This is a genomic window from Halarcobacter anaerophilus (assembly GCF_006459125.1).
In the GTDB taxonomy this organism is placed as follows: Bacteria; Campylobacterota; Campylobacteria; order Campylobacterales; family Arcobacteraceae; genus Halarcobacter; species Halarcobacter anaerophilus.
On sequence record NZ_CP041070.1, the window covers coordinates 1197343 to 1224030 of the forward strand.

Genomic DNA, 26688 nt, shown 5'->3' on the forward strand with positions numbered 1-26688 from the left:
CAGAATAAAATTATTATCCTAAAGTTGATTTTAAGTATTATATTCCAAAAGGTAAAAAAATGATTCTACAAAACGTTGTACCTTGGGGAAGAAACTTTGAAGAATACAAAGCCATGTTTTCTCTTAATACAACTGATCTTTCCTCTTCTATACTCGGCTGTGCCGATGGTCCATCAAGTTTCAATGCCGAAGCCACAAAGAAAAATATTTCAGTTATTTCCTTTGATCCTATTTTTCAATTTACAAAAAATGAAATAAAACAAAGGATTTTAGATACTGCCGAAACTGTTATGAAAGAGGTAGAACAAAATAAGGGAACCTATATTTGGAAAAATATTAGTTCCGTTAATGAGTTAAAAAATGTACGTATTTTAGCTATGACAAAATTTCTTGAAGATTATGAAGCAGGTAAAAAAGAAGGACGTTATATAGAAGGTTCACTGCCAAATCTACCCTTTGAAAAAAAGAGTTTCAATCTTGTTCTTTGTTCTCATTTTTTATTTTTATACAGCGAACATCTTGATTTGGATTTTCATTTAAATGCTGTTTTGGAGATGTGCAGTGTAGGAAATGAAGTTAGAATTTTCCCGCTGCTTGATCTTAAAGGAAACAGATCGGAATATTTAAAACCGCTAACAGAACACTTGAAAAAAGCTGGATATCAGTATAAAGTAGAAATTGTTGATTATGAGTTCCAAAAAGGCGGTAATGAAATGTTGAGGATTAAAAGTATAAAATAAATAAAAAGAACTAAGGAGTTTATATTGATTCGGGTAGTTTATCATTGGAAAGTAAAAGAAGAGAGTTTTAAGAGTTTTCAAAAAGCATGGAGTTTTACTACAAACAAAATTCATGAAACTATACCTGGTGCTTTAGGAAGTTTTATGCTTCGTAGTCCGGAAAATAAAACTGAAGTGATTACTGTAGCAAGATGGGATTCAATGGAGAGTTGGGAATCTTTTTGGGGGTATGAAAATCCAGAAGAAATGGCGGATATGAGAAAGATAGGAGAGCGAGTCTCTGTTACGGTATATGAAGAAATTGATGATTTTACTCATTGATAAATGATTATAATACTTAAATAAAAAGGAATTTTTCAAATGGTATCAATAGAATTTTTATTTACCTCTTTAATTGTAGTGCTTATTCCTGGAACAGGAGTTTTATATACAGTTTCAACTGGACTTTTTTTGGGTAAACGTGCTAGTTTATTTGCTGCTTTAGGGTGTACATTGGGTATCCTTCCATCTTTACTTGCGAGTGTATTGGGTTTAGCTGCTATTTTTCACACTAGTGCATTGCTATTTCAAGCGGTAAAATATTTAGGTGCAGCATATTTACTTTATTTGGCATGGATGATGTGGCGTTCTTCTTCTCCTTTGGTTTTAGACAAAGATCAGACTCAATCAAAGAATAGTAGCATAGCTTTTAGAGGTTTTATAATTAATATTCTTAATCCTAAATTGTCTATTTTCTTTTTGGCATATTTACCTCAGTTTATTTCTCCTGAATCAGAGCAACCACTCCTTGGTATGTTACTTTTAGGCGGAGTGTTTATGCTTATGACCTTTGGTGTTTTTACAGTTTACGGTTTTGTGTCAAGTATTTTTAGTGAACTTCTGGTACATTCAAAAAAAGTTAGTACGGTTATTCAAAAAATCTTTGCAGGCAGTTTTGCGGCACTTGGTTTAAAACTTGCTTTTAGTGAAAGAGGATAAAAGATTGACTAATGTATAATTTAAAATGAAAATAGAACTATTTTATGATAAAGAGTGTCCTTTTTGTAAATTTTATGCAAACTATATAAAGTTAAAAGAAAGCCATAATCTTATACTTGTAAATGCAAGAGAAGATAAACAATCTATTGAAGAGCTTAGTAAACTTGGGTTTAATATAAACGACGGATTTATCATAAGAGTAGATGCAAGTAAAATTTATCAAGGCTCGGATGCAATAATTTTTTTAAATAGACTCTCCCAAAAAAAGATATATTTTAAAGATAATAAATTTTTTAGAAATTTTGTATATCCTTTTATCAAACAGATAAGAAAAATCGTTCTTTTCTGTTTACTTAAAAATAGTAAACTATAAATATCTATTTATACTAATCTAACTTTTTTAATAGTAGTATTTATTAACTAAATAAGAATGGAAATAAAATGTTAAAAAACAAAAAACTTATTTTAAAAGTTATGTATTACTATAATCTAATAAAAGCAAAAAAGATTGATAATTATTTACTAATTATCGGTATCTTAGGCGTTGTTATAGGTTTATATTTTTCTATTCCAATTATAAATAAAATATTTGCATGGTTTATTTTATTTGGTATTTGTATAAAACTATATGACTTTTCAGAAGAGATAGAAAGAAATATTATCCCTTATGATTTCAATAGATTACTACCTCCACCCAAAAAGAAAAGTGATAAAACTAATAGTAAAGAAAATAGTTAGATTCCCTTTTTCCTCTTCTTTTTTTTAATTTTTTAAAACAAATTTATTTTCTAAATGTTTTTAATTTTGCATTCCATCCATTTTTATCATAGCCATCTTTGTCATAACCGTACTTGTCAAATTCTCTTACATCTACTCTTTCAAGAACAAGAGCTTCTTTCATAATTGGTTTTTTAGGTTTATCTAGGTCTAACAATTTCTCTCTTGCAGAACGAAAATAGTAAGTCTCTATTTTGTTAGGTTTTTGAATATCCCCATATACTTTTTTACCTACAAGTTTAAAACCATCTTTTTCTTTTATGTATGAAAGATCATTATAGTAGCTTCTATTATATAAGTTGTTTTTTAATTGTGAATCAAATTTTACTATATCCATAGAATGGTATTTTTTTTCTATTTTCTTTTTAACAAATTTTTTTAGATGGGGATTCCATCCATCTTTATCTGTTCCATCTTTACTTATTTTATTTATATCAAAGCCTTCAATATCATATTTAGTTTTTGTTAATTTATTTATGCCGTTTTTATCCCAATTTTCATAGTCAAATCCCTCTGTATCATACTTTGAATCAGTAAGTATATTGTATCCTTGAGCATCAAATCCAAATCTATTAGAACCATACATAGTTCTCCATTTTGAATCTAGCTCATCATTGTTATAATATTTTTTTAGTTTATCAAAGCAGAGATTTCCCACTTGAATCATATATTTTTTGTAGATTCTATTTTCATTTGAATATGAAAGTTCCAAAAAGTAACTTTTATTTTTTTCTCCACAAGTCATGAAATTAATACCGTCTATTACGTCTATATGGCATTTATTATTAAAATGTTCTAATATCTGTGTTTTATAGGTATTTTTGAAAGCTACGTTTTTATCATATTTTGAACCGCCTGCTTCACTACTTGAGATAACTGGACAAGTGCTGTTTTTAAGAGTAAATACTGTCTGCTTTTGTGTGGCATTTAACATTGATAATCTTTGAGAATTAAAATCTTTTTTTGCATTAATAAAAGATAATTTTCCTAAACATAAAGCATTAGACTTTTTTGAATACCCTATAGCTAGTCTATCTTTTATGTTACAATTAATAGATGATAAAAATCTCATACTATCACTTTGATATTTGGCATTGTTAGCTTTTCTTTTTTTTTCTCGATTTTTTTTGTATTTTTCTTGATTTTTAATTATGGCACTATTTATATCCATAACTTTTTGTGGGAAAAGTCCAGTTTTTTCAAAACTTTTTGAAAGCTTTTCATTAAAATAATGATTTACATTTTTATCGTTTGTAGTAGGATTTTTTTTATAATCCCAAGTTATGATATCTCTCCATACTATCTTTTTATCAGTTTTCTTAGTGAACGAAGTGATTTTATCAACTTTTCTTTTTGTATCCCAATTTTTTGTAAGCTCCTTAGAATCAATTAATGTTATTTCATAGTCAACTACAGTTGGTTCACAAAGATTAGTATTCTCTGAATAGTATCGAATGGGTTCAATAGTCATTATATAGTCAGTTTTTTCTCCAAAGTTAATATGCTCTATATTTCTAGCGGTTAATTCACCAAGAATACCACTTTTATTTAATATTGAACTCAAAAGTTCATCACTATTGGTTTTACATTTTTCTTTCATATATTCAAGTGTATGATTTTTATTGTTTCTAAACTCTATTTTTAAACCTGATTTCATAGCAATTACTGATACTTTGGAAATGGGTCCTTTTACATTTTTATCTAAGTATGGTTGGTGGTTTACACTACACGCACTAAATACCAGTGCAACAATAAGTATTAGTAATTGTTTGATTTTCATCTTTTCTCCTCTATTAACATAATATTGTACATGATAAATTATTAAAAATAATTTTAAGATATTTAATATTTATTATTGTTGATATTTTAGTGGTTATTCTAAATTTATATTAAAATAAGATATAATAATATTATTTATTTTTAAACTAAGAAAGGAAATATAAATGAATAAAAAATTAATTGATTTATTTTGTATTACAATACTCGCACTTGTAACCACAATTATATTGTACCTATCCTTTAAGGATTTAAATGTTGCAAAGATAACAACAACAGGCTCTCAAATGATAGAACTTGGAGGACCAGTTGCTGCATTTTTTATTATCTTTTATGCTATTTTCAGAATTTATAATCACATAGGTACAAGTAATTTAGAAAAAAAATTACAAAAATTGAAGGGTACTTGGAAAGTAGAATCTAAATCTACAAGTACAAATAAAAAAGCTGAGTCAGAAACAACAATAAAATTTGAAGAAGGTCAGCTTATCTTTGGTGGAGGTGAATTCAAAGAAATTGGGAAGAAAACGAATAATGAAATAATTGGAAGATGGAGTGTTGATATTGCAGTTTCTGATGGTAAATCAGTCAATTATTTTTATACTCTTCACGATGATTCAGATGGGCATAATCATCCATGGAAGGGAATAGTTCAAATGGATTTTGCAGAACATCCTTCTCCCACTCTTTCCGGTACTTGGCAAGTAATAGGAGAAACAGAATATAATAGCGGACAAATTATTATGAGAAAAAAGATATAAACAAAACTTAATAATTAAAATAATTTGAGTAGTTTTTTCTTTTTAATTAAAAAATAAAATTGCCTGACGATATTGGAATGTAAACAATTTATAAATAGCATAATCTTTTAGTCTAAAAGAGTTAAAATTATAAACTTAAGAATTAAATTTTATAAATTTTTCTCACTTAATAAGAAAAGGATAGATTATGCCAAAAAGTTTTGAGTTTATAAATGTCGGAAAATTTGAAGATATTAAAGATAAACAATATATTTTACCTGACTCTAAAAAAGTATTAGAAGGAAAAGTATTTTTAAATGAATTGATGGATTTAACAGGAAGTGAAATATCTTTAAACAGTTTTGCCCCAGGTCAATATTTTCCTTTTGATCATAAACATAAAAAAAATGAAGAGCTTTTTATTATATTAAAAGGTGAGGGTGAGTTTGAAATTGACGGTAAAAAAATGGATATAAAAGAGGGAAGTATTATAAAAGTAAATCCAAATGAAGTTAGAAATATCTGCAATACTTCAAAAGATACAAATATGTTATATATAGTTATTCAAACAATAGAAAACAGTATGAATAGTAAAAAACCTACGGAAGACGGTATAAGTGTAGTTGAACGTACAAAATGGTAAAAAATTATTTTTATTAAAATTTATTCTAAGGTTTGAAATATTTTGCAAGAGAAAGGATATTTATGGAACTTTCGACTATATTAAGTTCAGCCGTCACGGCTGGATTGGTTGCTGCTATAGTTGCATTATTTACATCAGAGAGAAAAATTTTAATAGAAAATGTCACTCAGCAGCGCCAACATTGGAGAGAAAAGATTCGAGAATTATCTTTGCAAATTCAAGCTTCTTATCAAAATCAAGATCAAGAAGCTCTTCGCAGACACTATATTGAAATGCAACTATATTTAAATCCTAATGATGAAGATGATAATGATATTCTTAATACTATTTGGAAAATGATTGAAACAAAAAAGGTAGAAAATTTAGATATTGTTTTAGGTGAAAAATTGGCATTACGTCTTAGATATGATTGGGCAGAGGCAAAAAAAGAAGCAAGGTATATATCTTATTTAAGACCCAAAGAGTATCGAGTCTCTTATAATCAATTTAAGTTAAAACGTAAGGCAAACAACTTACCTGAAAGTATTTTTTCTAAATAGCTATAAATAAAAAGAGATAACCTTACAATCTGCAATATTTCCTTTTACCTTAAATTTATTTAGCTAATATTCGTTTATGGATTTAACAAAAGAGCAAAAAGAGATTGTAAAAGCTGTAGGAAAATATAAAAATATAAAAATCAATGCTTTTGCAGGTACGGGAAAAACTACTACTTTAAGATATGTTGCAAAAGAGTATAAAGACAGAAAAATTCTTTATCTGGCTTTTAACAGTGCTATTAAAAATGAAGCAAGTTCAAGTTTCCCTAATAATACTTATGTAAAAACAACTCACGGCTTGGCATATTCTGCAATCAAAAAATATACGAATATAGATTTAAACACTTTGAGAAATTATCGTGCTATTGATATTTCAAATGAGTTTGAAATACCTTATGAAAAGGCATTAAGCGCTTTAAAAATTTTTGAGAATTTTTGCAACAATACGCAAGATAAAATAAGTGAAGAGGATACTGAACATAAAACTGCAAAAAAGATGTTTGAACATATGTTAATAGGTGTTTTAAAACCGACTCACAGTTTCTATTTAAAGTACTATTATCTTCTTATTTCAAAAGAGCAGATTCCCCAATATCAGTATGATATTATTATGCTTGATGAAGCTCAGGATACAAATGAAGTTACCTTGGGAATTTTTAACTGCTTAAATTCAAAAATCAAAATTTATGTAGGAGACAGACATCAGCAAATCTACTCTTTTAGAGGAAGTAAAAATGCTCTTGATAAAATCTCTTGTGATAAACAACTCTATTTATCTCAAAGTTTCAGGTTTAATGAGACAATCGCAAATTATGCAAATATTTTACTTAGAAATTTTAAAAATGAACAAGTAGATATAAAATCTTATAAAAATAGTACAGAGATAAAAAGTTTCGGCTATATTTCAAGAACAAATGCCCAACTAATTTGCATAATATCAAACAGAATAGAACAGAGAAAACCTTTTGTAACTATAAGAAATCCCGAAGAAATTTTTTCTTTAAGTATTGAAATATACTATTTATTAAATAACGAACATGACCAAATAAGAAAAAATCCTTTTTTAAAAAGTTTCAAAGATGAAGAGGAATTGGCAGATTATGCAAAGCAGACAGATGATTTTGAATTAAGAACAGCATTAAAAGTAGTAAAAGAGTACCAAGAAAGAATATTCGAGTTTAAGGAAATTGCAATTAAGTTTTATAAGGCTTGGCAAAACAGAAAGTCTAATAATTTTGAAAAAAGATTAGAAGAGATTCTTTTTTTAACAACTGCTCACACCGCAAAAGGTTTAGAATGGGATAGTGTGATTGTAGCAGATGATTTTCCAAATTTTGCAGATTTGATTATTGATATGGGATATACAACTCTACAGCAGTATCAAAAAGAGTTAAAAAAGCTGAGTAATCAAGAACTTGTTGATGAATTTAATCTTTTTTATGTAGCTCTTACCAGAGCAAAAAGCAAACTTGTAAAAGACAGTGAAAATTTCCACTATTTGATGAGCCCCAAATTAGAACAACTAATAAATAAAAAAATATCGGATATTAATGAAGAGTTTGAAAAAAATGATGAAAAAATAGTTTTCTCAAAAATGGATAGTGAAGAGTTACAACAAATAAAAGAGAATAAGAATATAGAGAATAAAAAAGCAAGAAAAAGCGGTTTAAAATGGAAGTTAGAAGATAAGATAAAACTAAAAAGTCTTTTTAAAAAAAATCTCAATATTAATATTATAGCTTCAAAATTAGAAAGAACGCCAAGTGCAATTTTAGGAGAATTATTAAAAAGTGAAATTATAAATAAAGAAGAACAAAATACTTTATACAGACTGCTTAAAAACAATCAAAAAGCAAGTAAAAGTGTGTTGAATCAAACTTGATTTTTTACACTTTTTTTATTATGCAAAGGACGAAGAAAAATTGCAAATATGCCGAATAGTAAAATAAGAATCGTAGAATTTGCATAAAAATCATTTGTAGCAAGCATTACCGCCTGATTTTCAATCATATTAGAAAAATATTGATAGGCTGCTTGAGAAGATATATCTATTTCATTTTGAAGTAGTTGAATTTTTTCATTATAACTTTCCATATTTAAAAGCTCCACTCTATTTAGTTTTGTCATATGTTCCCAATATGTTTGGCTAAGAGAAGAGCCTATTGCCATAGACATAATTCTTAGAAAATTTTGAAGTCCCGAACCGCTTGTTATTTGCTCAGGTTTTAATTCCGATATTCCAAGCGAGGTTAGGGTAATCATACAAGCGGGTATTCCTGCTCCTAAAACAAAAGTAGGGATGGCAACTGAAGCAAAAGTTGCATCAATATTTAAAAGTGCCCTCATATAAAAAGAGAAAGCAATTATGATTATTCCTGAAATTACAAAAATTCTTGTGTCGATTTTTGGTATAAGCTTTCCTATAATAGGTGAAGTTATTACGGCAAGAATACCAATAGGCGCAACCGCAAGTCCCGACCATGTAGCTGTATATCCCATAAGTTTTTGAAGCCATAAAGGGCTGATTAATACATTACCGAAAAATACACAAAACACAAAACATAAAATAAGTGTTGAAATTGTCCAGTTCTTAGATTTGACAACACTTAAATCAATAATAGGATTTTCTTCGGTTATTTCCCATATTATAAATAATACAAAAGAGAGAAAGGAGATAATAGCGCATATTGTTATATAATTTGATTCAAACCAATCGAGTTCTCTTCCTTTGTCTAACATTATTTGAAAAGCAGTTACAAAAATAACTAATAAAAATAAACCGATATAATCAATTCTATTTTTAGTAATTTTAGTTTCTCTGTCTTTTAAAATTATAAATGTTCCGAAGATAAGAATAATACAAAAGAAGATATTTATAAAAAAAATCCAAGACCAATGCCAATTATCAGATATATAGCCGCCTAAAATAGGTCCGAATATTGGTGCAATAACTGTCATCATTCCCCAAATTGCCATTGCACTGTGTGACTTTTCTTTTGGAAAAATTGATAATAACAATGTCGCCGATAAAGGAATAAGAGGTCCGGCAGTTAATCCTTGAAAAATTCTAAAAACAATTAAAAATTCAAGAGAGTTTGCAAATCCGCAAAGAGTGGAGAATATTAAAAATCCGCTTACACAAAATAAAAATACTCTTACTTCTCCAAACTGCTTTCCTAACCATCCTGTAAGGGGAACGGTAATAGCTTCTGCAACGGCATAAGTTGTAATTACCCACGTTCCTTGCGTTGTCGAAACTCCCAAATCACCTGAAATTGTAGGTATGGCAACATTAGTGATAGTGGTATCCAAAACTACAATAAAGTTACCGAAAGAGAGTAATATTGCACCTATTACAAGAGTTAAACCTTTAAGCGGCGGATATCTTTGTTCCATAATTAGTTTATTTATCTAAATAAATTTTTACATACATGGATAATCCCATATATAAAGGATTGGCTTTTAAGTCACTTTTATCAATTTTTATTCTTATTGGTAATCTTTGTACAACTTTAATCCAGTTTCCCGTGGCATTTTGTGCAGGAATTAAAGATAACTCAGAACCTGTTGAGCTTGAGATTCCTTCAACAATACCGTGGTAAACTATATTATCACCGTATAAATCGGAATGCAGTTCTACTTTTTGTCCAATTTTTACTTTTTTTAACTTGCTCTCTTTAAAATTTGCATTTACGTAAATATTGTCAATGGGAACAATAGTAAGCAGCTTGTTATTAGTTGTTACATATTGTCCTACTTTTACATTTTTTTGGGTTACAATACCTGAGATAGGAGCTTTGATTATAGTTCTTTCTAAGTCTAATTGTGCTTTTTCTAAAGTTGCTTTTGCATTTAAAACATCTGGATTTGTTTCGATATTTTTATCTTTTATTAATTGTAGATTCGATTCTTTTTGTGCAAGAGTAACTAATTTTGATGCAGCTTCACTTTTTAAATTTAGTTTTGCTTCTTCCCATGATTTTTTTGAATTATCAAATACAAGTTTTATATCATCGAATTTTTGAATAGATATAGATTTTTGTTTCAATAATTGTTTGTATCTTTTTAAATCTTTTTTTGCTTTTTGTAATTCTATAAAAGTTTTCTCTTCTACTGCTTTTAAAGCTTCAATTCTTGCATTATCCAAATCTAATTTTTTTGCAAATTCTTCATCTTTGCTAATTAGTTCTTCTATTTTTCTTTTTGTAGATTTTAAATTTGCTTTTGCCATATTTAAAGCAATTTTTTCATCTGAATTATCCAAAACTACTAAGATATCACCTTTTTTAACATACTGTGTATCTATTACATCAACACTTTTTACAGGTGAAGCTATTTTTGGAGAAACTTGTGCCAAATCTGCTTTTGTGTAGGCATTTTCTGTTGAAATTGTTTTTGATCCATAAATAAAAATATATATGCCATATAAAAAAAACACAAAAATTACAATAGAGAAAAATAGTATAAGATATTTTTTTCTTTCTGCTTTCATCTTAAACCTTTTTTTAATATATAAATACGGTACCGTACATTACCTAACTAAAATTTAAGATTTCCTTAATTATAATAAGTAAAAAACTTTAGGAATAAATATGTTTGATAAAGAAAAAAGAAGAGAAAAAATTTTAGAAGCAGCTGCAAACTCATTTTATTCTTACGGTTATAGTGCAACAAGTGTTGATGATATAATCAAACAAGTTGGAGGCTCAAAAAGGACTATCTATAAAGAGTTTGGAAATAAAGAAGGTATATTTAAAGAGTTAATATTAACAAATACCGATGATATTATTAAAGCTCTTGAAAATGAAAATTTTGAAAATAAAACTTTAAAATCAAATTTGGCTCATTTTGGTTTCACTTTGGTAAAAGCATATATGCAACCAAAAATGTTAGGTATATTTAAAGTAATTCTAATTGAATCAAACAGATTTCCTGAGCTTGCCAAATTATTTTTTGAAAACGGTCCTCAAAAGGTGATTAAAATTTTAGATAAAATTTTTAAAGATGCGGTTGATTCAAAAGAGATTGAAACTTATGATATAAGAGATATTGATTCTTTTGTGGGTATGTTAAGGGGAAATCTTCATTTTAGAGTATTATTAGCGTTAGAAGAAATTCCTAGTCCTGATATAATTGATGCACATGTAAAAAGTGTAGTTGAATTATTCCTAAACGGTTTAATAAATAAAACAGTTTAATCTTTGTCAATCCTTAATATTATTTTATCAGATTGACATAGATTTTCTAATTCTTTTTTTTTACTATCTTCTTGGATGATTATTTCTGTAATAGTCTTCATCTCTTCTGTTTTGTTTTCTATCATTTTTAAATCTATCGTTTTTTTTCATATGTTTTTCATTTTTGAATTTTTGATTTGTTTTTATATTTTTATTGTATTTTTGCATAGGTTTTGGATTTGGGTTTTTATTATAATAGTGTCCATATATTCTTTCATTCTCTTTTCTATATTTATGTATTTTATTCCAGTCGTTTCCTTTTGTATATTTATATTTTCTAAAGTGAATATGATCAGGTCTAAAATATCCTCTCCTATGTAATCTGTCATAATAGGTATATCTACTGTTATAAAGGAAAAAGATGTTGTTAAAAAAGTATCCTGTTCTATCAAAGTATCCAAAATAGTAACCATAATTGTCAAAATATCCATATTTTCTATAATTAAAGTTTTTATATCTTCTATCATATCTGTGATCATCACTTCTAAAGCCTACATCAACTATTGTTTTTCCTACATTAGTTTGAACTCTTACTCCTAAATCAGAGCTTGCAAAAAGTGTAGAACTTAAAGAGAGTAATCCTATTAAAATTAACTTTTTCATAGTAATCCTTAATTTTATTTTTACTATTATAACTTAGTTTTATAAACGGTATATAAATGATTTTAAAGGTAGGTGATGATAGAAAATATATTTAATAATTTAATTATAAATAAAGAAAAAGAGCAATTTTTTGATTTACTTAAAAAAGATAATATAAGAGTTGAAAAAATTGTTTCAAACGGACAAATTTCACCAAATGATTTTTGGTATAAGCAAGATGAAAATGAGTTTGTAATTATTTTAAAAGGTGAAGCAGTTTTAGAATTTGAAGATAAAGAAATTTCTTTAAAAGTAGGGGATTATATAAATATTGAAGCAAATGTTAAACATAGAGTCAAATATACTTCAAAAGATGAAACAACCTTATGGTTGGCCATCTTTTATTAGAATAAAGGTTCTATTTGTTTAATCCAAGTTTCAATTCTTTTATCCGTTAAATCATTTTGGTTATCTTCATCTAAAACTAAACCAATAAACTCTCCGTCGACAACTGCTGTTGATTCTTCAAATTCATATCCATCCGTAGAAGTTTTTCCAATAATTTTTGCATCTTTTACATGATTATATAGGTGTCCAAGTGCATTGCAAAAACTATCATCATATCCCTCTTGATCTCCAAGTCCAACTAATGCAACTGTTCTATTACTAAAGTCTATATTTTCTAAATTGTTTTCAAAATCTTCCCAATCCGCTTGTAAATCACCATCTCCCCAAGTTGATGAAGCAAGAATAAGTTTATCGTATTTTTCCATATCTTCTTTCGAAGATTCAGCTATATTATGAAGGCTTATCTCTTTTGAAAAGGCATCTTTAATTTTTTCTACAATCTCTTCGGTTGTTCCCGTATCACTACCGTAAAATAATCCAATTTTATCCATAATAAATCCTTCTTAGTGTTTTAAAATGGAAATTTAACATCTTTAAGTTAAATAAAAATAAAAAATATTTAGTAGATTTTTTTCATTAAAATATAAAAAACTGTCTTGGTTTTCCAAGACAGTTTTTAAACTTTTGTAATCTCTATTGGGATAGCTTGCCGTGCATTTGAACCGATTACAAAATCACAAAGTGTTGATAATTTTCTTGATGTATCCAAGAGTCCTAGTTTATTGATATTTACTCCACTTTTTCTTGCAACTTTTGCACTAAAAATTTTGTCATTTATAGTGATACTAACTGCTCCTTGGGCATCTCTGCCTAATCCATGTTCTATTCCTATACATTCAGGATATAAACCGTTTCTATATCTTAACATACCTTTTACAACTCCATCTTGTGAAGATAGTTTTACCATATCACCATGATTTAAACCTCTGCCTTTTGCTGTTTTAGGATTTATATCAATATAAGTTGTAAATCTGATATTTTGAAGTTTACTACTTGAAGCATCGCATTGTGATAATACATTTGATTTGTAACTAAAAGCCAACATTGGAAATTTACTTTTTGGATATATATCTTTTAAAAGATCTCCATTATTAAGTCTTGCTTGATAAAATTTCGGTACTCCACTAAAACTCTCTCCTGTTAAAGCATGTTTTGACAGACCAACTGTTTGATTATATATATTAATCATCTTTTCATATTTGTGTGAAAGTTTATCTTTTATATATCCCCTCTCTTTACTTTCAAATCTTCCACCTCTTGCCATCACATATGCAGTTTTTCTCCAATTATCTTCACAAATATTTTTAAGTGTATTTATATATGGTTCTAAACTAGATACTTTTATCTCTTCATCTGTTATATCTGGAACTCCTCCTTTATCAAGGGCAATATTTTCAAAAGCTCTAATATAAAAATCTTGAGGTCTATTTAGAGGATATTTTTTCCCATTATTTCCTATAATTGCATTTTCTCCAAATCCGGGAAGATTTAGTTTTTTACCTAATTCGATCATAAAACTATCCATACAAATAGGTTCACCGTTTTTAAAAGTTGCTTGTTTTGGTTTTATTGTAGGAAATGCTGCTGTATTTATTTTAGTTTGATATCCTGCCCATGCTCCTGCAACTCCCCAAGTCTCATAAATAACAGAATCGGGCACAATATAATCTGCATATTGTGAAGTTTCATTTATAAAAGGATCAATTGCAATTATTAAAGGTACAGATTTATTTGGGTCTTTTAATAGTTTTGTAATATTTTGTGATCCACTTTGTCCATATACAAAATTTGCATTCCAACTTATTAAAGCTTTTAATTTATACGGATATTCATTTGCACTATTTGTGATAATATCTGATTCAATTGCATTAGTAAAAGGATACCATGTATCTTTTGCAGGATAAGGATTTATGCCTTGTTCAACTTTTTGTTTATATTCTGCTGTTTTTTCATAGGCAACTCTTGTTTTATCTACTCTGTAACCTTTAGGTTTTACTTTTCCTTTATATCCTAGAAGATTGTATTTTAAACCTTTAAAATCTTTGTATCTTCCTCCTCCTGAACTCATTCCTCCTTTGTAGTTTAGATTACCGACCATAGCTCCTAACATCATAATTGCATATGTTGTATAAAATCCTGTAGTATGCATTGTTCCACCATGGCAGTCCGTTGCAGCTTTTCTACCGTGAGAAGTAAACTCTCTAGCTACTGATATGATTTTTTCTTTATTTATTCCTGCTTCTTTTGCATATGTATCTAAAGTTTGTTCATCTGCACTATTTTTTAATAGAGTCATTGCACTTTTTACATTGTAGGTTTTATTATCAAAAACTACCTCTTGATTAACAAATAATTCAGCTTGATCAACTAATGATGCTTTTTTTAATATTTTATCAACGCTATCTATTACAAGAGCCTCTTTACCATCTTGTAGAATATGTCCTTTTTTCTCTTCATCTTGTATTATAAGATGTGCGGCATTAGTATAAGATGCATCATTTAGTCTTTTTTGAGCTTGTATTGAAGGGATTCTTAGATATTTTTCATTATATAAAGACTCATTTATAATAACCTGTAATAATCCCATAGCAAAGGCCAAGTCTCCTCCTGGCAAAATTGGTATCCATTCACTTTTTTCTCCAACTGCAATATTATCTGAGTTTGTAAGCATTGGAGCTACAGTTACACATTTTAGATTCTCTTTAACTCTACCTTTTACAAGAAGTTTCCCTTGTCTTTTAAAAGGATTTCCCGCTTGTCCTGGTGCAGTTCCAAAAGTTAAAAGGTATTCACAATATTCAAAATCAGGTTTTAAATGGGGATATTTTTTAAAATCTCCTAAATATGAAGCTTCTCCCGAACGCATTGATAATCCACAAATTGAAGTATGCCCTTGATAGTTTACGGTTCCAAAAGAGTTTCTAAATCTATGAACCATATAAGCTTTTCTTCCGTCATCACCTGTACCTAAAATACATAATTGATTTGCTTTTGGACCCATTTCAGGATTCTCTTTTTTTAAAGGTTTTTTTAAATCTCTAATTGAAGCCAAACCTTCAACTTCACCTTCTCCAAAAAGATTTCCACCTTTTGTTATCTCTTCAAGAAGTTGTTCTATTTCTATCTCTTTCCATCTATTCTCACCTCTTTTGCCAACTCTTTTTAAAGGTTTTAATACTCTTAGTTCATTATTTATTTTATCAAAGACTACATTTCCCCTTGCACATGCAGTTGATCTATATTTTGTGTAATCTTTAGAATCTTTCCCTAATAATGAAAAACTTTTTTCAATTGGTGTATTGTATGGTAACCAAGGATCTGTTGATAAGGGACTATATGGATTACCTGAAACTTTAACAACAGTATCTTTTTTATTATCTACTTTAACTCTAACCCCGCAGTGAGTAGTGCATCCGTTACAAACGCTATTTCTTAATGAAAATTCTTCATTTTTTGAAAAAATTTTTTCAATTTCTCCTTCTGTTTCTAAAGAGTTCGTATAAATAGGATCTTGGGTTTTTACACCGTTTCTACTCATTGTTGCTGCTGCTTTTAAGGTATCTTTATATCCTACTACAGAGGCACAACCTGCAACAACAGTCGTACCCAATAAAAATCTTCTTCTATTTTTATTCATGATTTAATCCTTTTTCGTTATAGTGTTCTTCCATTTCTTCATCCCATGGAAATAGCGATGTTACAAGACAAACAAGGGCAATAAAAAATAACCAATTTGCTATTATTGCTGTTATACTTCCTTGTCCTATCATATGAGGAGAATATTCTAAAAAGCCCGGCATACTTCTTGGAATAGTTTGCCCGCCGATTACTGTACTCCATCTAAATAGCCATACTCCCATCGCAACTACAATACCTGTTATAAATACAAGTGGAAGATTATGTCTTAACTTAGAAAAACCTATAATCATAGGGATGATAAGGCATAAAATATATTCAATATATACAGTAATATTAAAATGCATTGTAAAAAACTCCAACAAGTAGTTTTTAGGTTCATTTCCAAAAGGTATAGCAAAGCTAAGCCATAAAGCACGGATGGTCAAATCTATTACAATAAACCAAGCTAATAATTTTGCAAGTTCTGCAATAATACTTTTATCAACTCTTCTTTGAGTTGTAAAGAATTTTTGGAATATCGGAATAAGTATTATTAAAAGCCCTGTTCCTGAAACCATTGCAGATGCTAAAAATAAAATTGGCATCAATGGAGTACTCCATAAATAATTGCCATGAACAGCTCCCAAAATATATCCTGTATAACCATGAACACATAAAGCAAGAGGAATACCAATTGAGCCTAAAATAAAGCCATATCTATGATCTTTTGCCGTTTCCTCACTATTTAATTGTGTTCTTCCTAGAGATAATAAAGAATAGATTTTTCTTTTTATTCCTTTATTAAAATTCATTTTTTTCACAAAATAGGGTCTGTATAAAACTAAAGCTTCAAAAAATATTAAAATAGGGTAAGCCATAAGTAATAAAACTCCCCATTTCATAGGTGAAGTTGGAAAATTCTCCCATCCATATAAAAAGAAATTTGCTAATCTTCCGGGTTGAGATAAATCATCTATAAGATTTAAAGGTGCTGCAATTAAAAGAACAAGTGCCATTAAAAGAGAGAATCCTGCAATTGGTTTGTATTTTTCCATTCCAAAAACATGGGCAAAACTTGAAATAATAAAAGCAGCTGCTGAGCTTCCTGTAAACCAAAAGTAGTTTGGAATATCAATTCCCCATATTCTATCAGGAGTTATTGCCGAAAGTGTTGTTATTAAAGTATCCATTACTCTTCTCCTTTCATTGTTGCCCATTCATGCTCTTTTATACCAATCTCTTTTCTCATGATATCATCAAGATTGGCTGTGGCATTTAATACTTCTTCCATACGACCATCAAGTCCAATATAAAAAACCTGTGGTTTTGTTCCTTGTTCACTTTTTAATACAGTTGTTGGGTAGTTTGATAATAGTTTTGATACTTCCGAAGTTTTATCATTTAGATCTCCGAAAATTCTAGCTCCGCCTACACATGTTTCAACACAAGCAGGAAGTAATCCCTCATCAACTCTGTGGGCACAAAAAGTACATTTATCCATAACTTTTGTTTCTTTATTCATAAATCTTTTGTCATATGGACAGGCATTTGCACAATATCCACATCCCCAACAAATCTCTGAGTCAACAACTACAATTCCGTCTTCTCTTTTAAAAGTTGCACCTGTCGGACAAACGGGAACACATGCAGGATCATCACAGTGATTACAAAGTTGAGGTAAAAAAGCTTTTCTAACATCTGGAAATTCGCCTAGTTCCATCTCTGTTACTGAAGTTCTATTTTGATTTTGGGGTACGTTGTTTTCTACCATACAAGCAGAAGTACATGACTGACAACCAATACATTGTCTAAGATCAATCACCATGGCATAATGTTTAGTTTTATCGCCAATATATCTTGAATCTTTTTTATCTCTACCTGGATTTTTTAGGGAAAAAGCATTAGCAGAGGTACTTGCAACAAATAATGATGCTAAGCCACCTTTTATGAAATTTCTTTTTGATTCATCCATAATTATAGCCTCCTTATATACTATTAGGAAAACTATAACAATAACTTGTGAGAAATTAGGGAGAATAAACTTTTAGTTAATTTAAATTAGAGGAAATTATAATATTATTATGAAGCAAGCACCTTTATCATTATTTAATACGTTTAATGAGCCATTCATACTTTTTTCTATAATGTTCTTACTCATATACAAACCTATTCCTGTTCCGCTACTTGCATGTTTTGTACTAACATAAGGTTCAAAAATTTTTTCAATCGGAGTTAAATCTATCCCTCCTGCATTATCGCATATTTGTATTCTTGAATTATTTTCAAAAATATCAATTTGAATTGATATCTCCGGATTTTTAATCTGTTTTTCTATTAATATATCTTTTGCATTACTTAATATATTTAGAATTACTTGTGAAAACTCATTTTCATATCCATCTATTTCTTTTTCTTCTTTAAAATTAAGCTTTATATTTATATGGTTATTCTCTAAGCTTGAAGAGATTAGAGATAAACTTTTTTCAATACTTTTTTTTGGACTAAATATTTTCTTTTCTTTATCCGGTTTAAAAAAGTTTCTAAAATCATCTATTGTTTTTGACATAAAACTTATTTGTTCTTCTGCTTCTTCAATTGATTCTCTTAATTCCTCTTTTTTTAATTTTCCTTTTTCAAACATTAACTCAATTAAAACTAAGATACTGCTTAATTGGGTTAATGGTTGTCTCCATTGATGAGCAATACTTCCTATCATCTCTCCCATACTTGCAAGTTTACTTTGATGAATAAGAATTCTTTCTTTCTCTTTTGCTTCTTTCTCTTTTTTTGTTTTTAAAGCAACCTCTTCTTTGACTCTTTTTTCAAGGTTTTTATTTAAAGAAAATAGTTTTTCTTGACTCTCTTCCAGTCTTACGATTAAAACTTTAAATCCATAATGTAAAACAATCAATAAGATAGTTCCTAATATTGAAATAAGAAGAAAACTTTTTAATACTGTTTGGGAAAGTCTTTGCTGCCCTGAAGTTATATCTTGAAAAAATGCTATTTTAAAATTGTTTTTATTATCTATATCTTTTATATCAATATTGTGAGTTGTAAAAATATTTGAATTAATATTAAATAGTTTAGGTATATTGTTTTTGTGTTTATTTAAAAATTTTGACAGATGCAAATCTTGTGATTTTTTAAGACTGATAAATATTGAGTCATATTTTGAAATAATATAAGATTCTATATTTGCTAAATGATATATTTCAGATAAAAAGTATGTTGGTTTTATGATAAAAACAAGATAACCGTTTTGTTTGGGCGAAGGAATAACTATTCTATAGTTTAGTCTCTTATTTTTATCATAAATAAAAGAGGAGTCATTGCTTAGGTTTTTTTTAGGCGGTTTTTCTCCTAGATAAGTTAAAATATTTTTTTCATTATCAAAAAAAATCATAGAGCTTAGAAAATTATTTTCATGGCTTAAAATATCCCAACGATTTTTAGAAAGATTAATTAATCTTTTTTTATCTTTATTTTTAAGAGCTTCTTGTATTCCATATGAATTTAGATTTGCTAATCCTCTGTTGTGATAAAACTTTTTAACTCTAATAATTGATTCTGTAAAAATCGAGTTAAGTTTTTTTTCATATGCTTTTTGGCTTTCTTGTATAAACTCTTTTGTTGTAGCATATTGCATATATATAAAAAATAAAGATAAAACAAAAAACATTCCTACAACTAATACTGTTGTTTTTGTTTTTGTTGAAGTGTTTTTTTGTAAAGAATTTATATTAAACTTCAATTTTATAACCCACGCCGAAAATATTTTTTATTGTCTCTTTTCCAATGATTTTTCTTAAATCTTTTATCAATGCTTTTAAGGCATCTTTTGATGGAAATTCATCTTCTATCCATATATAATCAAAAAGTTCTTCATATGTAACTGTTTGATTAACTTTTGAAAGAAGATAGTCTAACATTTTACTTTCATTTATCGATAATTGAATCTCTTTTTCTTTTATGGTAAAAATTTTATTAAAAGGATTATAATATCCTTGCGCAATTTTTACTTTTGTTTCATAATTACTAAGTTCAAGTGAAACAGTTTTTAATGCTTCTATAAATTGATCTTTTTTAAATGGTTTAGTTAAATACTTACAAATCTTTTGTTCTACAGCTCTCCACAAATATTCATTATCCGTATAAGCACTTAAAATTATAATAGGGATTTTTTTATTATCTTCTCTTATTTTTTTTACAACCTCTAATCCATCAATATGTGGCATACAAATATCAAGAATAACAACATCAGGTTTATTTATTAGATATTCATCTAAAGCTTCTTCCCCGTTACTTGCGGTGATGACATTATCAAAATATAGTTTTAATATTTTTACAACATTATTTTGTATACCTTTTTCATCTTCAGCATATAAGACTTTTTTGTTTGATAAGAGTTCTAATAATTGATTATTATCTGACATATATAGTTTCCATTATATAAATTATCTATTTAGTATACACTATAATATATTATATAAAACATCTGCAATTTAAGTTTTTAATTAGAATTTTGGAGGATTAAAAGGATAATTCATTGGAAAGACCAATGAATTATTTAATTGATTTAACGGTAATAGAAAAGTCTAAATCTTTTCCTGCTAACGGGTGGTTTAAGTCGATTTCAACTTCATTGTCTAAGATATTCGTAACCACTACTTGAATAGGGTTTCCGTCTTGTCCTTGACCTTGCAGAGGCATTCCTATTTGAAGTTCCAAATCTCCGAACTGCTCTTTTGGTACCATTTGTTTTGCTTCGGGATTATATTCACCGTATGCTTCTGAAGATGGAACAGTTATATCTTTTGACTCCTCTTCATTCATATCTGCAATTCTTGATTCCAATCCCGGAATAATTTGTCCCGATCCAAATGTAAACTCTAAAGGCTCTTTGTCAATATTGCTATCAACAATTTCTCCTCCAATTTTTAGTTCGTAGTTAATTGACACTATTTGATTGTTTTCTATAGCCATACTGATCCTTTTTTTGATGTTGTATTAAAACTATAGCTAAACTTTTTTAGATGGAGGTAAATGAAAAATATATATTTAAATTATTTGTAAAATTAAACTATTCTTTTTATTAAAACCTTAAAATCCAAATCACAACCTGCAAGAGGATGATTATAATCAACAGTAACGCTGTCTTTTGTAACTTCCGTAACGGTAGCTTTAATAATTTCACCGTTTTCTTCATCTGCTTCAAGCACTAATCCTATTTCCAAGTCAATACCCTCAAAATCTGATATAGGTAAAGTCTCCGCAAGTTTTGGATTATGCTCTCCGTAAGCATCTTTAGCTTTGATATTTATATCTTTTGTTTGACCTTCTTCCATCTCTTTTATAGCCATTTCCAAAGCAGGTAAAATCTCACCTTTTCCGTATTCAAACTCGATAGGACTTGCTTCAAAATTTGTTTCAAGCATATTATCGTCTACTTTTAATTCATAATGCATTTGTACTAATTGATTATTTTTTATTGCCATAATCATCCTTTTATCTCTTTTCTTTGTATATTATCTAAATATAATAATATAAGAATTAAATCTTTTTAGCCCTTTTTATATATAATCTCTGCCTTAAAAGATGAATATAAGGAGTAAAATATATGACAGTGGCAGTTTTTTGTGGTTCAAGCAGTGGAAATAGTGTTGATTTCGTAAATGCAACAAAAGAGTTAGGAAAATATTTTGCTCAAAACGGTATAGATATCGTTTACGGTGGTGGAAAAGTAGGACTTATGGGAACTATCGCTGATTCTATTATGCAAAACGGCGGAAAAGTTTACGGTGTGATTCCTGAGTATCTAAAAGATAAAGAGTTAGCCCATGAAACAGTTACCAAATTAGAGGTTGTTCCGGGAATGCATGAACGAAAAGCTTTAATGGCAGAAAAAGCGGATGCCTTTGTAGCTCTTCCCGGAGGTGCTGGAACGTTAGAAGAGATCTTTGAAGTTTGGACTTGGGCTCAACTTGGATTTCATACAAAACCTTGTGCTTTTTTTAATATAAACGGTTTTTACGACAAACTTTTTGAAATGCTTGAAAATATGTGTGAAAAAGAGTTTATGAAAAAAGAGTATTTTAATAAACTTATTAAAACGGATAATAAAGAAGAGCTTTTAAAAGCTATGCAAAATTATATCCCGCCTAAGAAAAAATGGGATTAAATTTTCCAATGAGTCAATTTTGACTCATTAATATATTTTTTAATTTCAAAACATAATTGAGGGAAAAACTCTAAAAAATCATCTTCAAGATTTGAGATATTTTTTGAAACAGTTCCAAAATATCTGCTGTTACTATCTCTTTTTAATAATCTTTGTGAAAGTTTTTTATCTACTCTTAAAAAAGCTTTTTCTAAATCTTGCAAAGTTTTATATCTGTTTAAAATATCATAATCAATTAACCTTTCCAAAGGAACTTGAGCATTTTTAGGAATATCTTTTAATCTGTTTCTTGCTCTTATATTAAATTCGTCAAAAAAAGCATCCATAGGGATTTTACAAAATTTATCCCAGTTTTTGGTAAGCAGATAATCATAAGTCAAATCAATTACTACAGCTCTAAGAACTCCTTTTCCTATTCTTTGTTTACTTCTTTTAAAAAGTTGATGTGAGTCTGTATATGAATCAATAGTTTTATGAAGATTCATACCTTTTTTTAGACTTTCATTAGCCTCTTGCCAAATCTTTCCTTTAAGCGGGTCTGCAAGGTAGTTACCTATTTGAAAATCAATATTATATTCAGATAAAAAAATGTGGGCAATCCAATTCATAGAGTGAAAATAGCAGAAATTAGTTTAAAAGTAGAATATTTTCTACTTTTAAATTTGATAATTAGGTGTGCTGTCTTTCCATTCAAAGATAAAACACATAGGAAGTTTGCTTTTTTTATTTAAAATTATTGCCGTTATTGTTCCTGAAATAAAGATTGAAACAATTGCAACCAAAGATGAAAAAGCAAGGGTTGAAAGACCTGTTAATCCTTGACCTACCGTACATCCGATAGCCATTATTCCTCCGATTCCCATTAAACTTCCGCCTATAATATTGTATTTTAATTTATGCTGACCTTTTGATGCCGTACATCCAAAACTATATTTTCTATTGATTTTTGACATCAAAAAGGCTCCTGCTATAACTCCAAATACTAAAGTTACGGGAAAAGTCAATTCCGAAATCTGATAAAAAGTAAAAAACTCCAGACTTTTTGCACTTGGATAAACAAAAGTAATCCCGTTTAGTTCTACAATTCTTTCCATACTCTCTTGACCGTAAACTCCCGTTACATACCAAGCTGCTGCAATAAAAAGTCCTATTAATAAACCATCCCACAAACTTGCCAATCTATTAACTTTTTTTACTAATATATAGATAAGAACTAATAAAACCGCAACAATAAAATAAAAATTCATACTGATATTTCCTATATAACTTGACCATTCTATTAAGATTGGATTATTTACAATAGGATTAATAACTTCAGATAACATTCCTTTTGCCGTTGCATAAGCAAAAATTGCAAGGAAAACCAACACTATCAAAGAGTTTATATCTCCTTGGGCAAACTTTATCAGATGTCTATTGCTGCAACCGTCTGAGAGCATCATTCCCACACCGAAAATTAATCCTCCAAAAATGATTGCAAAATAGTTTACATTGTCTCTATAATAATAACTTTGTGTTAAATCTATTTCATAAAAAGAGGCTACAAGGTATGTTGATATAACTGCTACTAGCATTGCCGTAAGTACGGATGAGCCTCTCATTGTAGATTTAGTAAGAATATAATCTTTTATTGAACCGCTGAAACAAAACTGTTTCTTTTGTGCAATAGCACCAAAGGCAAGTCCCAGCAAAAAACCTAAAATATTGACTATTTCATAAACTTCAAAATCATGCATATCTAATCCTTACTAAATGAATAAACTTTTAATTTTAGTATTATATAAATTTAATAATAAGAGTTATATAGGAACTTTTTATTAAAAATATAATTTAAGCTAAAATATATATGATTAAAATAGTCAAGATTGTTTTATATCTCTTGATTATCAACTTTCATCTCTTCTAAACCTTCCAAAATATCTAAAGCCTGCTCTTGGGTTATTGAATTGTTCTCAATATCTAGAAGTACTTCATCAAAGTATTGTTTTACTTGCAACATATATTCCAACTCTTCATTCAAAGCTTTTTTTTTCTTTTTTTCTAACTCTTTTTGCAACTCTTTAATATCGTCGTTTACTTCAATCAAAATATCTGTTTTTAACAAATTCTCTAAATCTTTTATATAATCCATATTTTCCCTCTTCTTTATTTGCCGTATTGTATCAAAACATAAATTATAATTATGTATTTAATAGACAAGGCTTATATTGACAAAATTTGATATTGAATATATAATAAATGAAACTTTACAAATAACTTAAATCAACTAGATATAGGAGATAAAATGGATTTTCATATTTGGGTATATTATTTAATAGCAATTTTAATACTTACGGCATCTCCTGGACCTAGCGTTCTTTTATGTGTAACAAAATCGGTAACTTTGGGTTTTAATTATGCAATTTATACAGCACTTGGAAGTCTTCTTGCCATACTTTGTATTATGACTCTCTCTTTTACCGGTCTTGGTATAATAATAGCCTCATCAGATCTTGTTTTTACTCTTATTAAGTATGCAGGAGCTTTATACCTAATCTATTTGGGATATAAGAGTCTGACTTCAAAAGAGGAAAATTATCACTTTGAAAAAACAAAAAAATCAAAAAAAAGAGATAAACTAGCTTCTTTTTTCAGCGGTTTTTTAGTAGGCGGAAGCAATCCTAAAGCTATAGTATTTTTTGTTGCTTTGTTTCCTCAGTTTATAAATCCAAATGAACCTCTTTTTACGCAATATATTATTTTTGTTATGACATTTGCCTCTTTAGAGTTATCTTGGCTGCTTTTTTATGCTTATTTGGGTCATAAGTCATCAGCTTGGTTTATGCAAAGCGGAAGGGCAAAGTTTTTTAACAAAATTACAGGTGGAGTTTTTATAACAGCAGGTGTTTTACTCTCTTCAACAAATAGAAATTAAAAATTAGAATCATTCTTTGTCTTTATTATAAATAGAAAACTGTATAATAAAAAATAAAAATATGGACAAAGAGATGATAGATTTAATTAAAAACTTACCGAAAGCGGAATTGCATTTACATATTGAAGGTACTTTAGAACCTGAACTTATGTTTGAACTAGCTAAAAAAAACTCTGTAGAAATACCTTATAAAACAATTGAAGATATAAAAAAAGCTTACAATTTTACAAATTTGCAAAGTTTTTTGGATATCTATTACGCGGGAGCAAATGTTCTTCAAACAAAAGAGGATTTTTATGCTTTAACTTGGGAATATATTTTAAAATGCGTAGAAAATAATATTATTCATACAGAAATATTTTTTGACCCTCAAAGTCATACTACAAGAGGGATTTCTTTTGAAACAGTACTTAGCGGAATAAAAGAGGCTTTGGAAGATGCAAAAAAAGAGTTTGGAATAACTTCTAAAATAATAATGTGTTTTTTAAGACATCTAAGTCAAGAAGAGGGGTTTAAAACTTTAGAAGAGGCTTTGCCTTTTAAAAAAGATATTATAGGAGTTGGACTTGACTCTTCCGAACTTGGGAATCCTCCCTCAAAGTTTGAACAGCTTTTCAAAAAAGCAAAAGATGAAGGTTTTAAAATAGTTGCTCATGCGGGAGAAGAAGGAGATGTTTCATATATTTACGACTCTTTGGATCTTTTAAAAGTAGATAGAATAGATCACGGTATTCAAGCTATAAACTCAAAAGAACTTATGCAAAGATTAAAAGAAGAGCAGATACCTTTAACGGTTTGTCCCAACTCAAATATAGAATTAAAAGCTTTTGAAAGTTATAAAGAACACAATATAAAAAAACTTTTAGATTATGGATTAAACGTAACCGTAAACTCAGACGACCCTTCATATTTTAAAGGATATTTAAATCAAAATTTTATAAATATTTATGAAAATCTTGATTTATCAAAAGATGATATAATCAAATTAGTCAAAAACTCTTTTAACTCTTCTTTTCTTGATGAAGGTACAAAAATCAAGTATTTAAAAAGAGTGGATGAGGTTGTAAATAATTTTAAAGGATAAACCATGGAAAAGATACTAAATTACATCAAAATAAATGAAAATATCTCAACATCAGGACAACCAACACAAAAAGAGTTTGAAAAAATAAAAGATGAAGGTTTTGAAGTTGTTATCAATTTGGCACTTTATAATGCTTCAAATGCAATTAAAAATGAGGATAAAACAGTTACCTCTTTAGGTATGTCATATTTTCATATTCCCGTTGATTTTGAAGAACCTAAAGTAGAACAGGCTTCTGTTTTTCTAAATACTTTAAAAGTTTTAGCTAAAAGAAGAGTCTGGATTCATTGTGCATTAAACTACAGAGCAACGGCATTTATGTATCTTTTTCATAAACATGTTTTAAATACCCCTTTTGATAATATAGATTTAAAAGTTTTTGATGAATGGACTCCAAGTACACAATGGCAGCAGCTAATGAAAAGTTCATTTGAAGAGTTAAACCTCTTGTAAAACTCCACAAATTTAGTA

Annotated in this window: 30 protein-coding genes; 15 read left to right on the forward strand and 15 right to left on the reverse strand. The window is 28.5% G+C overall.

The genetic code is table 11. The features are described 5' to 3' along the window. The first annotated feature begins 59 nt into the window (after positions 1–59). From AANAER_RS05905 to AANAER_RS05925, 5 genes are all read left to right on the forward strand, one after another. Positions 60–740: a methyltransferase domain-containing protein gene (locus tag AANAER_RS05905; protein ID WP_129081884.1), complete on the forward strand. Its 681-nt coding sequence runs from the start codon at positions 60–62 to the stop codon at positions 738–740. A 24-nt stretch (positions 741–764) separates the two neighbouring features. Beyond that, positions 765–1061, forward strand: a complete 297-nt coding sequence (locus tag AANAER_RS05910; RefSeq protein WP_129081885.1) for an antibiotic biosynthesis monooxygenase family protein — start codon at positions 765–767, stop codon at positions 1059–1061. 39 nt (positions 1062–1100) lie between these two features. Next, positions 1101–1718, forward strand: coding sequence for a LysE family translocator (locus tag AANAER_RS05915; protein WP_129081886.1), 618 nt, complete (start codon positions 1101–1103; stop codon positions 1716–1718). A gap of 25 nt (positions 1719–1743) precedes the next feature. After that, complete coding sequence (locus AANAER_RS05920; RefSeq protein ID WP_129081887.1) at positions 1744–2091, forward strand: DCC1-like thiol-disulfide oxidoreductase family protein; 348 nt, start codon at positions 1744–1746, stop codon at positions 2089–2091. A 68-nt stretch (positions 2092–2159) separates the two neighbouring features. After that, complete coding sequence (locus tag AANAER_RS05925; protein ID WP_129081888.1) at positions 2160–2456, forward strand: hypothetical protein; 297 nt, start codon at positions 2160–2162, stop codon at positions 2454–2456. A 43-nt stretch (positions 2457–2499) separates the two neighbouring features. Here the strand turns inward: AANAER_RS05925 and AANAER_RS05930 are convergent, their stop codons facing one another. Beyond that, the gene (locus tag AANAER_RS05930; protein ID WP_129081889.1) at positions 2500–4275 is read right to left on the reverse strand and encodes a hypothetical protein; all 1776 of its coding nucleotides are present in this window, start codon (positions 4273–4275) and stop codon (positions 2500–2502) included. A 163-nt stretch (positions 4276–4438) separates the two neighbouring features. On the opposite strand from AANAER_RS05930, the gene AANAER_RS05935 reads away from it, so the two are divergent. From AANAER_RS05935 to AANAER_RS05950, 4 genes are all read left to right on the forward strand, one after another. Further along, positions 4439–5032 carry a hypothetical protein gene (locus AANAER_RS05935; RefSeq protein WP_044415213.1) on the forward strand — a complete coding sequence of 198 codons (594 nt, stop codon included), beginning with the start codon at positions 4439–4441 and terminating at the stop codon, positions 5030–5032. Between the two features lie 187 nt (positions 5033–5219). Further along, complete coding sequence (locus AANAER_RS05940; RefSeq protein WP_129081890.1) at positions 5220–5654, forward strand: cupin domain-containing protein; 435 nt, start codon at positions 5220–5222, stop codon at positions 5652–5654. Between the two features lie 62 nt (positions 5655–5716). Beyond that, the gene (locus tag AANAER_RS05945; protein ID WP_129081891.1) at positions 5717–6193 is read left to right on the forward strand and encodes a hypothetical protein; all 477 of its coding nucleotides are present in this window, start codon (positions 5717–5719) and stop codon (positions 6191–6193) included. Positions 6194–6269: 76 nt separating this feature from the next. Continuing rightward, the gene (locus tag AANAER_RS05950) at positions 6270–8075 is read left to right on the forward strand and encodes a UvrD-helicase domain-containing protein (RefSeq protein WP_129081892.1); all 1806 of its coding nucleotides are present in this window, start codon (positions 6270–6272) and stop codon (positions 8073–8075) included. Here the strand turns inward: AANAER_RS05950 and AANAER_RS05955 are convergent. Then, entirely contained in the window at positions 8066–9589 is a 1524-nt protein-coding gene (locus tag AANAER_RS05955) for a DHA2 family efflux MFS transporter permease subunit (protein WP_129081893.1), read from the reverse strand. The genes AANAER_RS05950 and AANAER_RS05955 overlap by 10 nt on opposite strands. Positions 9590–9596: 7 nt before the next feature. Continuing rightward, positions 9597–10685 (reverse strand): HlyD family secretion protein, encoded by a 1089-nt coding sequence (locus AANAER_RS05960; RefSeq protein WP_129081894.1) that lies wholly within the window; start codon positions 10683–10685, stop codon positions 9597–9599. Between the two features lie 100 nt (positions 10686–10785). Between AANAER_RS05960 and AANAER_RS05965 the strand changes: the two genes are divergently transcribed. Further along, positions 10786–11391 carry a TetR/AcrR family transcriptional regulator gene (locus tag AANAER_RS05965; protein ID WP_129081895.1) on the forward strand — a complete coding sequence of 202 codons (606 nt, stop codon included), beginning with the start codon at positions 10786–10788 and terminating at the stop codon, positions 11389–11391. 63 nt (positions 11392–11454) lie between these two features. On the opposite strand, the gene AANAER_RS05970 is transcribed toward AANAER_RS05965, so the two are convergent. Beyond that, positions 11455–12033, reverse strand: coding sequence for a hypothetical protein (locus tag AANAER_RS05970; RefSeq protein ID WP_129081896.1), 579 nt, complete (start codon positions 12031–12033; stop codon positions 11455–11457). A 75-nt stretch (positions 12034–12108) separates the two neighbouring features. Here AANAER_RS05970 and AANAER_RS05975 point away from each other — a divergent pair, with 75 nt between their 5' ends. After that, positions 12109–12420, forward strand: coding sequence for a cupin domain-containing protein (locus AANAER_RS05975; RefSeq protein WP_129081897.1), 312 nt, complete (start codon positions 12109–12111; stop codon positions 12418–12420). Here AANAER_RS05975 and AANAER_RS05980 read toward each other — a convergent pair. The 8 genes from AANAER_RS05980 to AANAER_RS06015 all read right to left on the reverse strand — a co-directional run bounded on the left by AANAER_RS05980 (position 12417) and on the right by AANAER_RS06015 (position 21536). After that, entirely contained in the window at positions 12417–12911 is a 495-nt protein-coding gene (locus AANAER_RS05980) for a flavodoxin (protein ID WP_129081898.1), read from the reverse strand. The genes AANAER_RS05975 and AANAER_RS05980 overlap by 4 nt on opposite strands. 125 nt (positions 12912–13036) lie before the next feature. Beyond that, a complete protein-coding gene (locus tag AANAER_RS05985) occupies positions 13037–16057 on the reverse strand; it encodes a molybdopterin-dependent oxidoreductase (protein ID WP_129081899.1) in 3021 nt (1006 codons plus the stop codon). Then, positions 16050–17228, reverse strand: a complete 1179-nt coding sequence (nrfD, locus tag AANAER_RS05990; RefSeq protein WP_129081900.1) for an NrfD/PsrC family molybdoenzyme membrane anchor subunit — start codon at positions 17226–17228, stop codon at positions 16050–16052. Before nrfD ends, AANAER_RS05985 begins: the two co-directional genes overlap by 8 nt. Then, positions 17228–18010: a sulfate reduction electron transfer complex DsrMKJOP subunit DsrO gene (gene dsrO, locus AANAER_RS05995; protein ID WP_044415193.1), complete on the reverse strand. Its 783-nt coding sequence runs from the start codon at positions 18008–18010 to the stop codon at positions 17228–17230. The genes nrfD and dsrO overlap by 1 nt, the downstream gene beginning before the upstream one ends. A gap of 96 nt (positions 18011–18106) precedes the next feature. After that, positions 18107–19792: an ATP-binding protein gene (locus AANAER_RS06000; protein WP_129081901.1), complete on the reverse strand. Its 1686-nt coding sequence runs from the start codon at positions 19790–19792 to the stop codon at positions 18107–18109. After that, the gene (locus tag AANAER_RS06005) at positions 19782–20474 is read right to left on the reverse strand and encodes a response regulator transcription factor (protein WP_129081902.1); all 693 of its coding nucleotides are present in this window, start codon (positions 20472–20474) and stop codon (positions 19782–19784) included. Before AANAER_RS06005 ends, AANAER_RS06000 begins: the two co-directional genes overlap by 11 nt. 130 nt (positions 20475–20604) lie before the next feature. Further along, the gene (locus AANAER_RS06010; protein ID WP_044416785.1) at positions 20605–21024 is read right to left on the reverse strand and encodes an FKBP-type peptidyl-prolyl cis-trans isomerase; all 420 of its coding nucleotides are present in this window, start codon (positions 21022–21024) and stop codon (positions 20605–20607) included. A 92-nt stretch (positions 21025–21116) separates the two neighbouring features. Further along, positions 21117–21536: an FKBP-type peptidyl-prolyl cis-trans isomerase gene (locus AANAER_RS06015; protein WP_164969343.1), complete on the reverse strand. Its 420-nt coding sequence runs from the start codon at positions 21534–21536 to the stop codon at positions 21117–21119. Between the two features lie 122 nt (positions 21537–21658). Between AANAER_RS06015 and AANAER_RS06020 the strand changes: the two genes are divergently transcribed. Next, positions 21659–22219, forward strand: coding sequence for an LOG family protein (locus AANAER_RS06020; protein ID WP_129081904.1), 561 nt, complete (start codon positions 21659–21661; stop codon positions 22217–22219). Here AANAER_RS06020 and AANAER_RS06025 read toward each other — a convergent pair. The 3 genes from AANAER_RS06025 to AANAER_RS06035 all read right to left on the reverse strand — a co-directional run bounded on the left by AANAER_RS06025 (position 22216) and on the right by AANAER_RS06035 (position 24350). Continuing rightward, entirely contained in the window at positions 22216–22827 is a 612-nt protein-coding gene (locus AANAER_RS06025; protein ID WP_129081905.1) for an ACP phosphodiesterase, read from the reverse strand. The two genes, AANAER_RS06020 and AANAER_RS06025, sit on opposite strands and share 4 nt — an antisense overlap. A 48-nt stretch (positions 22828–22875) precedes the next feature. After that, complete coding sequence (locus AANAER_RS06030; protein WP_129081906.1) at positions 22876–23955, reverse strand: YeeE/YedE family protein; 1080 nt, start codon at positions 23953–23955, stop codon at positions 22876–22878. A gap of 134 nt (positions 23956–24089) precedes the next feature. Beyond that, the gene (locus AANAER_RS06035; RefSeq protein WP_129081907.1) at positions 24090–24350 is read right to left on the reverse strand and encodes a hypothetical protein; all 261 of its coding nucleotides are present in this window, start codon (positions 24348–24350) and stop codon (positions 24090–24092) included. A 153-nt stretch (positions 24351–24503) separates the two neighbouring features. On the opposite strand from AANAER_RS06035, the gene AANAER_RS06040 reads away from it, so the two are divergent. The 3 genes from AANAER_RS06040 to AANAER_RS06050 all read left to right on the forward strand — a co-directional run bounded on the left by AANAER_RS06040 (position 24504) and on the right by AANAER_RS06050 (position 26670). Further along, positions 24504–25133 (forward strand): LysE family translocator, encoded by a 630-nt coding sequence (locus AANAER_RS06040; RefSeq protein WP_129081908.1) that lies wholly within the window; start codon positions 24504–24506, stop codon positions 25131–25133. Between the two features lie 73 nt (positions 25134–25206). Further along, positions 25207–26217, forward strand: coding sequence for an adenosine deaminase (locus AANAER_RS06045; protein ID WP_129081909.1), 1011 nt, complete (start codon positions 25207–25209; stop codon positions 26215–26217). A gap of 3 nt (positions 26218–26220) precedes the next feature. After that, the gene (locus AANAER_RS06050; RefSeq protein ID WP_129081910.1) at positions 26221–26670 is read left to right on the forward strand and encodes a protein tyrosine phosphatase family protein; all 450 of its coding nucleotides are present in this window, start codon (positions 26221–26223) and stop codon (positions 26668–26670) included. Positions 26671–26688 lie beyond the last annotated feature (18 nt).